This is a genomic window from Kitasatospora putterlickiae, from assembly GCF_039527695.1.
Lineage (GTDB): Bacteria > Actinomycetota > Actinomycetes > Streptomycetales > Streptomycetaceae > Kitasatospora > Kitasatospora putterlickiae.
The window spans coordinates 1-9901 of sequence record NZ_BAAAKJ010000079.1 but is presented as its reverse complement, the minus strand read 5'-3'; the positions used below and the strand labels follow the sequence as shown (position 1 = coordinate 9901).

Here is a 9901-nt window from a genome sequence, read left to right as displayed (position 1 = left end):
GTGCCGTCGGCGCGCCAGCGGGCCAGCGACTCCAGCGAGGTGAAGGCCGGCAGCGCGCGCCGCCCGTCGGCGGCCTCCAGCACCGGGACGGCCATGTCGCTGGTCTTCTCGTGCCGGTGCCCGTGCGCGTCCACCTCGACCTCGCCGAGGAGCGCCACGATCGGCACCATCAACCGGGTGGGCACCAGCGCCGCGAGCACCTCGGGCTCGGCCGCGCGGTCCCGCGCCCAGCGGGCGAGCGCGGCGGTCAGCGCCTGGTCGGCGGCGCCGTCGTCCCCGGAGAAGCCCGGGTCGGGGATGTTCTTGCCGACGAACGCCGGGTTGGAGAAGTCTTTGCGGTCCACCCGGCCGACCCTATGCCACCGGCTCCCGCCGCCACACGGACCGAAGGTCCCCCGTCCGCCCCCTACCCGTGGGTAGCGGCGGTGTGGCAGTCTGCGCCCATGGCCACGCTCGAAGCCGCCACCGGCGCCGACCGCACCGCGTCCACCCCCTCGCCGGCCGCCGACCGCGCCCGGTACGACCGGGCCACCGCGCACCTGGACGGCCCGGTGGCCGTCGTCGACCTGGCGGCCTTCGACGCCAACGCCGCCGACCTGGTGCGCCGGGCCGGCGGCAAACCCATCCGGGTGGCGAGCAAGTCGGTGCGCTGCCGCGCCCTGCTGGAGCGGGCGCTGGCCGTGGACGGCTTCGCCGGGGTGATGGGCTTCACCCTCGCCGAGTCGCTCTGGCTGGCCCGCTCCGGGCTGCGCGACGTCCTGCTCGCCTACCCCTCCAGCGACCGCGCGGGCTTCGCCGAGCTGACCGCCGACCCCGGCCTCGCGGCCGCCGTCACCGTGGTGCTGGACGACCCCGCCCAGCTGGACCTGGTCGACGCCGCCCGGGCCGGCTCCGCCGAGGTGCGGGTCTGCCTGGAGCTGGACACCTCGCTGCACCTGCTCGCCGGACGGGTACGGGTCGGCGCCCGGCGCTCCCCGCTGCGCACCCCCGAGGACGTGGCCGCCTTCGCGGAGCTGGTGCAGCACCGCCGGGGCTTCCGGGTGGTCGGTCTGATGGCGTACGAGGGCCACGTCGCCGGGGTGGGCGACGCGGTGCCCGGACGGCCGGTGCGCTCCGCGCTGGTGCGGATGATGCAGGCCCGGGCGCGCGCCGAACTGGCCGGGCGCCGGGCGGCCACCGTGCGGCTGCTGCGCCGGGTGGCCGAGCTGGAGTTCGTCAACGGCGGCGGCACCGGCAGCGTCGAGTCGACGGCGTCCGAGCGCGCGGTGACCGAGGTGGCCGCCGGGTCCGGCCTCTACCAGCCCCAGCTGTTCGACCACTACCGGACCTTCCGCGGCCGGCCGGCCGCGCTGTTCGGCCAGCCGGTGGTGCGCCGCCCCGGGGTCGGCGTGGTGACCGTGCTCGGCGGCGGCTACCCCGCGTCCGGCGCGGCCGGCCCGGACCGCTCCCCCGTGCCCTACCTGCCGCCGGGGCTGCGCTACGACCCGATGGAGGGGGCCGGCGAGGTGCAGACCCCGCTGCTCGGCGCGGCGGCCGACGACCTGCTGATCGGCGACCGGGTCTGGTTCCGGCACGCCAAGGCGGGGGAACTCTGCGAGCGGTTCGCCGAGTTGCACCTCGTGGAGGGCGACGCGGTGGTGCGCACCGTGCCGACCTACCGGGGCGAGGGACACACCTTCCTCTGACCTGCGCGGTTCCGCCCTGCCGGAGCCGCGGTTCCACTAGGGTGGCGAGGAGTCCGGGACGGATGAGGGGGAGGCCGTGGAGGCCGAGATCGCACAGCTGGTGACCACGGGGGCCACGACGGTGGTCGGGCTGATGGCCACCGAGGCCTGGACGCAGCTGCGTTCGCGGCTCGCGGGAGTACTGGGGCGCGGCCGGGACGCCGAGGAGGTGTCCGCCGAGCTGGAGGAGATCCGGGTCGAGGTGGTCCGGGCGGACGGTGACGCCGAGCTGGTCGACGACCAGGCCGCCGAGCTGCGCAACCGGATCCGGCGGCTGCTGCGCCAGGATCCGGAGGCGGCGGGGGAACTCCGCTCCCTGCTGGAGGAGTTCACGTCCCGGGCGACGAACATCACGGTGTACAGCAACGTCGTCGAGGGCGGAACGCACGGCACGGTGTTCCAGGTGGGCCGGATCGGCCGGAACTACCAGGCCCCGCCGCCCGCTCACGACGGAAGCTGAGCCTTCCGGGGAACCTTGGCCACACCTTAAGAGGGCCCGAAGGGATGCCTAACCCAGGCGCCCCTTCGGGCCTTTGTGCTGCCCGAAGGCCCACATACCGTCAAAAAGTGGCCCACGCCACACTATTGCCAGCTGGTCTAGTCCAATCATACGCTCAGCCCAGGGGCCGCGCGCCGGGTCGGCGGGCCCCTCGGGCAGACGTGCCCGGCACTCCCCCACACCCTCGACCCGGCTCACGGTCAAGGAGTCCCCACCCCATGTCCATCAAGCGAACCGCCATGTCCGTCGGCGTCGTCGGCGCCGCGTTCCTCTCCGTCACGTCGGTCGGTATCGGCACCGCCGGCGCGCACGGCACCGTCACCAACCCGGTCAGCCGGGTCGCGGCCTGCTACGCGGAGGGCCCGGAGACCCCCAAGTCGCAGCTCTGCAAGGACGTTGTCGCGCTGGGCGGCACCCAGCCGCTGTACGACTGGAACGAGGTCAACCTCGCCAGCGTCGCCGGTGCCCACCAGGCACAGATCCCGGACGGCAAGCTCTGCTCCGCCGGTCGCGACAAGTACAAGGCGCTGGACCTGCCGCGCGCCGACTGGCCGGCCACCTCGGTCACCGCCGGCAAGATCGACTTCAAGTTCCGGGTCACCGCCGCGCACCAGGGCAACCAGACCATCTACATCACCAAGCAGAGCTGGAACCCCACCCAGCCGCTGAAGTGGTCCGACCTCGACGCGGTTCCGGTCGCCCAGGTGCCCACCGCGCGCACCTCGGACAACGGTTACTACAACTACAGCGGCGTCCTGCCGCAGCGCACCGGCCGTCAGCTGCTCTACATGGTGTGGCAGCGCACCGACAGCCCGGAGGCGTTCTACAGCTGCTCCGACGTCGACTTCGGCTCGGGCGTCACCGCCGGTGCCGTGTCGGCGCTCGCCGCGCAGGCCCCGGCCGCGCCCAGCGAGGAGCAGATCACCGCCGACCAGTCCAAGTCCACCGTCGCCCACCACGGGCACGGCGGCAACGCCGAGGAGCCCGCCGGCAAGGTCGTCGCGGCCGACAGCGCGGCGATGGGTGGCGGCTCCGCCACCGGTCCGCTGCTGCTCGCCGGTGCCGCCGCGATCGGTGTCGGCTGGGCCGGCATGGTGCTCCGGCGCCGTCGGGTCGAGGCTGTGCGACACGACGGCTGATCGCCGGAAGCCGGGGCCGGGCCGTTCCATCCCCCGTACGGCCCCGCCCCGGCCGACCAGCGTGTGAGAACGGCGGCGGCCCGCCCGGAGTGGTTCCGGGCGGGCCGCCGCCGTGGTGCGTGAGCCGAACCACAGCCGGTCGATCGCGGCCCGTCAGGTGTTCGCGGTGCCGCTGGCGCCGCCGTCCGAGCCGCCGGGGAAGCCCGGGATCGAGGGCAGCCGGCCGCTGTAGTCGCCGATGCCCTTGACGATGGTGTCCATCACCGCGACGTCCGGCGCCTTGTCGGCGATGTCGAAGCCGAGGTGCACCGAGACCAGCGTCTTGCCGTCGGCGGCCGGGAAGACCACCGTCTGCACGTAGCCGTCGTTGCCCTTGGCGGCGTCCACCTTCCAGCGGACCAGGTAGCCGTCGCGGCCGTCCACCTTGACCGCCTCGGACTTGAGCTCCTCGTGCGAGCGGATCTCGTTGTAGGAGTCCTTGGCGGCCTTCTCGATGTCGGCCTTGGCCGCCGCCTGCGCGTCGGTGCCGGAGCCGTCGATCCGGCCGGTGTTGGCGCCGCCGAGCGAGCAGGCGCCGCCGCCCTCGCAGTCGTAGCGGCCGACGCTGAGCGCGGCGAAGCCCTCGCGGGTGGTGCCGCCCTCCCAGCCGGAGGGGACGGGCAGGACGAGCCGGTTCACCACGTCCACGGCCCGGTCGCCGCCGGTGCCCTGGCCGCCGCCGTTGTTGTTGCCGCCGCCGCTTCCGTTGCCGCCGCCGTTCTCCCCGGGGCCGTTGTTCTCCGGGCCGCCGAAGTCCGGCAGGCCGGGCCACCCGCGGTCGCCCTCCTGCCCGGGCGGGCCGCCCGGACGCGGGGCGGCGATCCGGTCGTCGTTGTCCTCCATCGCCAGGTAGGTGACGCCCGAGCCGGCGCCCAGGCCGAGCACGGCCGCCACCACCGCCGCGATCACCACCTTGGACGGCTTGCGCCGCTGCTTCGGGGCCACCGGCGCCGGTGTGCCGTAAGCGGTGCCGAAGGGAGGCGGCTCCGGGTAGCGGACCGACGGCCCGCCCTCCAGCACCTCCCCCTCCAGCACCCGGGGCCCGGCGGCCTCGGCCGGCCCCGGAGCGTCGGCCGGCGGTGCCTCCGGCGGCGCGTCCGAGGGTGCGGGCCGGGTGTTGGCCGTCCACCCCGTGCCGTCCCACCAGCGCTGCGGTCGCGGGTCGCTGGTGATGTCCTTCGGGTCCGGGTACCACCCGGCGGGGATCTGCTCACTCACGACAGAGAATCTAAAGGCAGCCGGATAAACGCGAAATCAGTTGGACCCCGAATTCCGGTGTTTTCCATGAGATTACGGTGAGAAGGTGAGGCCGGGCCCCCGGAAGCACTACAGCGGGGTCACATAGGCGCCGGCGATCCCGCCGTCCACCAGGAACTCGCTCGCCGTGATGAAGGAGGAGTCGTCGCTGGCGAGGAAGGCCACCGCGGCGGCGATCTCCTCCGGGCGGGCGAAGCGGCCCAGCGGGATGTGCACCAGTCGGCGGGCCGCGCGCTCCGGGTCCTTGGCGAACAGCTCGCGCAGCAGCGGGGTGTCCACCGGCCCCGGCGACAGCGCGTTGACCCGGATGCCCTCCCGGGCGAACTGCACGCCCAGCTCGCGGGACATCGCCAGCACGCCGCCCTTGGAGGCGGTGTAGGAGATCTGCGAGGTGGCGGCGCCCATCCGGGCCACGAAGCTCGCGGTGTTGATGATCGAGCCGCGCCCGTGCCGGCGCATGTACGGCAGCGCCGCCTTGCAGCAGAGGTAGACCGAGGTCAGGTTGACCTCCTGGACCCTGCGCCAGGCGTCCAATTCGGTGGTGAGGATGGAGTCGTCCTCCGGCGGCGAGATGCCGGCGTTGTTGAACGCGACGTCCACGCTGCCGAAGGTCTCGTAGGCCTCGTCGAAGAGCGCCTCGACCATCGCCGGGTCGGTGACGTCGGTGTGCACGAAGAGGCCGCCGACCTCCTCGGCGGCCGCCTTGCCGGTGGTCTCGTCGACGTCGGCGCAGACCACCTTCGCGCCCTCGGAGGCGAGCCGGCGGGCCGAGGCCAGGCCGATCCCGCTGCCCGCGCCGGTGATCACGGCCGTCCGGCCGACCAGCCGGCGGCAGACCGGCGCCGCGGGCTGCGCGGCCTTCTCCGACTTGTCGGACGCGTGGGTGTGGTGGGACTGGGGGGTCACCGGGTGCTCCTACTCCTCGGTCCGGATGAAGACGTTCTTGGTCTCGGTGAAGTGCGCCAGCGCCTCCGGCCCCAGCTCGCGGCCGACCCCGGACTCGCCGAAGCCGCCGAACGGCGTCCAGTAGCGCACCGAGGCGTGCGAGTTGACCGACAGGTTGCCCGCCGCGACGCCCCGGGCCAGCCGCAGTGCCCGGCCCAGGTCGCGGGTCCAGATCGAGCCGGACAGGCCGTACCGGGTGGCGTTGGCGAGCCGCAGCGCGTCCGCCTCGTCGGTGAACGGCAGGACGACCGCGACCGGGCCGAAGATCTCCTCGGTGACCGCCGGGACGTCCGGGTCGGTGGGCGCCAGCACCGTCGGCGGGTACCAGTGGCCGGGCCCGTCCGGCACCTCGCCGCGGGCCAGCACCGGCAGCTCGGGCGTCACGTACGACGCCACCCGGCGGACCTGCGCGGCCGAGATCAGCGGGCCGAGCGCGGTGGCCGGGTCGGCCGGGTCGCCGGTGCGGATCCGCTCGACGGCGGGCAGCAGCAGCGCCAGGAAGTCGTCGTAGGCCTCGCGCTGGACCAGGATCCGGCTGCGGGCGCAGCAGTCCTGGCCGCTGTTGTCCAGGAAGGACATCGGGTCGGCGGCGCCCCGCAGGTCGGCGTCGGCGAAGACGATGTTGGGGCTCTTGCCGCCGAGTTCCAGGGTGACCCGCTTGGCCCGGGCGGCGCAGCGGGCGGCGACCTCCTTGCCGACCGCGGTCGAGCCGGTGAAGACGATCTTGCGCACGTCCGGGTGGTCGACCAGGGCCCGGCCGGTGACCGGCCCGGCGCCCGGCACCACCTGGAACAGGCCCTCCGGCAGCCCGGCGGCCAGGGCGAGTTCGGCCAGCCGAAGCGCGGTGAGCGGGGTCGGCTCGGCGGGCTTGAGGAGGACGGCGTTCCCGGCGGCCAGCGCGGGCGCGAAGCCCCAGGCGGCGATCGGCATCGGGAAGTTCCACGGCGCGATCACCCCGACCACGCCGACCGGCTCGTGGAAGGTGACGTCCAGCCCGCCGGCCACCGGGATCTGGCGGCCGGTCAGCCGCTCCACTCCCCCGGCGGCGTACTCCAGCAGGTCGCGGACGTTGCCCGCCTCCCAGGTGGCGTTGCCGATGGTGTGGCCGGCCTCGGCGACCTCCAGGGCGGCGAGTTCGGGGACGTGCACCTCGACCTGGTCGGCGAAGCGGCGCAGCAGCCGGGCCCGTTCGCCGGGGGCGAGGGCGGCCCAGCCGCGCTGCGCCGCGACGGCGCTCCGGACGGCGGCGTCGAGTCGCCCGGGGGTGGTGTCGGGGACGGTGCCGAGAACCTCGCCGGTGGCCGGGTTGTGGAGGGTGCGGACGGCGGGCCGTGCCTCGGTGAGGGTGGTGGTCGTGTCGATGGTGCTCACATCCGTTCGAAGGACCGGTAGCGCTCCCAGTCGGTGATGGCGCCGTCGTAGGCGGCCTGCTCGACCCGGGCCATGTGCTGGTAGTGCTCGACCACGTCGTCCCCGAAGGCGGTGCGGGCGAGTTCGCTCGCACCCCACAGGTCGGCCGCCTCGCGCAGTGAGCCGGGCACCCGGGCGTAGTCGTCGACGGCGTAGGCGTTGCCGAGGCAGGGGGCGGGCAGCTCCAGCTTCCGCTGGACCCCGTCGAGGCCGGCGGCGATCATGCCGGCCACCGCCAGGTACGGGTTGACGTCGCCGCCGGGCACCCGGTTCTCCATCCGCAGTCCGGCGCCGTGCCCGACCACCCGGTAGGCGCAGGTGCGGTTGTCCCGGCCCCAGGCGACGGCCGTCGGGGCGAAGGAGCCGGGGCGGTAGCGCTTGTAGGAGTTGATGTTCGGCGCGTACAGCAGGGTGAACTCGCGCAGCGCGGCCAGCTGTCCGGCCAGGAAGTGCCGCATGGTGTCGGTCATCCGGCCGTCCGCGGCGGCGAAGGCGGGGGCGCCGACGGCGTCGCGCAGGGACAGGTGGATGTGGCAGCTGTTGCCCTCGCGCTGGTCGTACTTGGCCATGAAGGTGAGCGCGCAGCCGAGTTGGGCGGCGATCTCCTTGGCGCCGGTCTTGTAGACGCTGTGCTGGTCGCAGGTGGTGAGCGCGTCGGCGTAGCGGAAGGCGATCTCGTGCTGGCCGAGGTTGCACTCGCCCTTGGCGGACTCCACCACCAGGCCGGCGCCGGCCATCTCGGTGCGGATCCGGGAGAGCAGCGGCTCGACCCGGGCGGTGCCGAGCAGCGAGTAGTCGGCGTTGTAGAGGTTGGCCGGGGTGAGGCCCCGGTAGCCGCCCTGCCAGGCCTGTTCGTAGGTGTCGCGGAAGACCAGGAACTCCAGTTCGGTCCCGATGTCGGCGGCCAGGCCGTGTTCGGCGAGCCGGTCGATCTGGCGCCGCAGCAACTGGCGGGGCGCGGCCGCCACCGGGTGGCCGCCGCGGCCGGCCAGGTCTGCGGTGACCTGCGCGGTGCCCGGCTGCCAGGGGGTGAGGCGCAGGGTGGACAGGTCGGGGCGCATGGCGAAGTCGCCGTAGCCGGTCTCCCAGGAGGAGAGCGCGTAGCCGTCCACGGTGTTGAGCTCGACGTCGACGGCGAGCAGGTACTCGCAGGCGTCGGCGCCGTGTTCGGCGACCTCGTCCAGGAAGAAGCGGGCGGCGAAGCGCTTGCCCTGGAGGCGGCCCTGCATGTCGGTGAAGCCGAGGGCGACGGTGTGGATCTCGCCGGCGTCGACCAGGGTGCGCAGCTCGTTCAGCGTCAGCGGGGCGCGGCGCGGCGGGGTGCCGGGTGCGGCGCCGGGGGTGTCCCCGGCGCCGTCGGGCGCGGTGGTGCCGGGCGCGGTGGTGCCGGGCGCGGTGGTGCGGTCGGACATGGCGGACGCCCTCCTCGTCGATCACGCAGCGAGACCAAGCGGTCACAGCGAACCGTACGGCCTGTCACGGAGGGCACGGAAGAGGGCGGGCGGGTGTGGCGCGCCGAGGTGCGAGGTTGACGAGGGATCAGGCGGTGCGGGAGGAGAATGCGCGCCATGGATCGCAGGCCTTTTGTCGGCGTCAGCACCTATCTGGTGGACGCGAGTTGGAGCGACTGGCGGGACCGTCGGGTGGCCCTGGTGCCTCAGCGGTACACCGCGTACGTCCAGGACGCGGGCGGGATCGCGGTGCTGCTGCCGCCGGACGCCCCCGAGCGCGCGCCGGAGGTCCTGGCCCGGCTCGACGCCCTCGTCATCGCGGGCGGGCCGGACATCGACCCCGCCTACTACGGGCAGCCGCCGCACCCGCTGAGCGACATCGACGCGGTGGAGCGGGACGTCTGGGAGAGCGCGCTGCTGCGGGCGGCGCTGGCCGCCGGGATCCCGCTGCTGGGGATCTGCCGGGGCATGCAGGTGCTCAACGTGGTGTGCGGGGGAACGCTGATCCAGCACCTGCCGGACGTCGTGGAGGTCGACGTGCACGGCGGCTCGCCCGGCCGGTACGGGACGCACCTGGTGCGGCCGGTGCCGGGCACGCTGCTGGGCGGGCTGCTGCCGGAGCCGGAGCTGACCGTGCCGACCTTCCACCACCAGGCGGTGGACCGGCTCGGGACGGGGCTGCGGGTGAGCGCGCACGCGCCGGACGGGACGGTGGAGGCGGTGGAGGGTCCCGGGTTCACGCTCGGGGTGCAGTGGCATCCGGAGCAGGGTGACGACCTGCGGGTGATGCAGGCGCTGGTGCGGGCGGCGACGGCGGCGCGGTCGGTGCAGCTGGAGCCGGTGGAGGTGGGGTAGCCCAAGCCCGCGGGTCACCGCGCGCGGCGCCCCCGCCGCGCTCACGACAGGGGCAGTCCGGCCGCCGACGCGATCACCCCGGCCACGCCGGCGGCCAGCAGGGCGGACACCACCCCGCGCCGGGCGGCGACCAGCCAGAGCGTCGCGAGGGCCAGCACGGCCCACTGCCAGCCGTGCGCGAGCGCGGTGGCGAGCGGCAGCGCCGAGCCGGCGATGGCGCCGATCACGGCCGGTCCGGCGCCGGTCAGGAAGTCCTGCACCCGCCCGTCGGCGCGCAGCCGGTCGAAGTGCCGTCCGCCGAGGATCACGAGGAGGAAGGACGGCGCGAAGGCGACCGTCGCGGCGAGCAGTCCGCCGGCGATCCCGGCGGCGGCGTAGCCGACCACCGCGACGGTCTGCACCACCGGGCCGGGGGTGACCTGGCCGAGGGCGACGGCGTTGAGGAACTGTCCGTCGGTCATCCAGTGGTAGCGGTTGACGGCGTCGTCCCGCATCAGCGGGATGATCACGAACCCTCCGCCGTAGGAGAGCGCGCCCACCTTGAACGCCACCCAGGCCACCGCGCCGAGCCCGCCGAGCGCG

Annotated in this window: 10 protein-coding genes; 4 read left to right on the top strand and 6 right to left on the bottom strand. The window is 74.4% G+C overall.

All coding sequences use genetic code 11. The features are described 5' to 3' along the window. The coding region (locus tag ABD308_RS09160) for an SseB family protein (protein WP_344330572.1) at positions 1–344 on the bottom strand (344 nt) is incomplete at its 3' end. A gap of 99 nt (positions 345–443) precedes the next feature. Between ABD308_RS09160 and ABD308_RS09155 the strand changes: the two genes are divergently transcribed. From ABD308_RS09155 to ABD308_RS09145, 3 genes are all read left to right on the top strand, one after another. Further along, complete coding sequence (locus ABD308_RS09155) at positions 444–1685, top strand: amino acid deaminase/aldolase (RefSeq protein WP_344330569.1); 1242 nt, start codon at positions 444–446, stop codon at positions 1683–1685. 76 nt (positions 1686–1761) lie between these two features. Continuing rightward, positions 1762–2184 (top strand): hypothetical protein, encoded by a 423-nt coding sequence (locus tag ABD308_RS09150; protein ID WP_344330564.1) that lies wholly within the window; start codon positions 1762–1764, stop codon positions 2182–2184. 257 nt (positions 2185–2441) lie between these two features. Beyond that, entirely contained in the window at positions 2442–3362 is a 921-nt protein-coding gene (locus tag ABD308_RS09145; protein ID WP_344330557.1) for a lytic polysaccharide monooxygenase auxiliary activity family 9 protein, read from the top strand. A gap of 153 nt (positions 3363–3515) precedes the next feature. On the opposite strand, the gene ABD308_RS09140 is transcribed toward ABD308_RS09145, so the two are convergent. From ABD308_RS09140 to ABD308_RS09125, 4 genes are all read right to left on the bottom strand, one after another. Continuing rightward, positions 3516–4619 carry a DUF2510 domain-containing protein gene (locus ABD308_RS09140; protein WP_344330550.1) on the bottom strand — a complete coding sequence of 368 codons (1104 nt, stop codon included), beginning with the start codon at positions 4617–4619 and terminating at the stop codon, positions 3516–3518. Positions 4620–4727: 108 nt separating this feature from the next. After that, complete coding sequence (locus tag ABD308_RS09135) at positions 4728–5483, bottom strand: 3-oxoacyl-ACP reductase (RefSeq protein WP_344330579.1); 756 nt, start codon at positions 5481–5483, stop codon at positions 4728–4730. 90 nt (positions 5484–5573) lie between these two features. After that, positions 5574–6965: an aldehyde dehydrogenase family protein gene (locus ABD308_RS09130; protein ID WP_344330576.1), complete on the bottom strand. Its 1392-nt coding sequence runs from the start codon at positions 6963–6965 to the stop codon at positions 5574–5576. Between the two features lie 5 nt (positions 6966–6970). Continuing rightward, positions 6971–8425 (bottom strand): glutamine synthetase family protein, encoded by a 1455-nt coding sequence (locus ABD308_RS09125; protein ID WP_344330542.1) that lies wholly within the window; start codon positions 8423–8425, stop codon positions 6971–6973. 156 nt (positions 8426–8581) lie between these two features. Between ABD308_RS09125 and ABD308_RS09120 the strand changes: the two genes are divergently transcribed. Then, positions 8582–9319, top strand: coding sequence for a gamma-glutamyl-gamma-aminobutyrate hydrolase family protein (locus ABD308_RS09120; RefSeq protein WP_344330539.1), 738 nt, complete (start codon positions 8582–8584; stop codon positions 9317–9319). A gap of 41 nt (positions 9320–9360) precedes the next feature. On the opposite strand, the gene ABD308_RS09115 is transcribed toward ABD308_RS09120, so the two are convergent. Beyond that, a partial coding sequence (locus ABD308_RS09115; RefSeq protein WP_344330535.1) for a chromate transporter occupies positions 9361–9901 on the bottom strand: 541 nt, incomplete at its 5' end.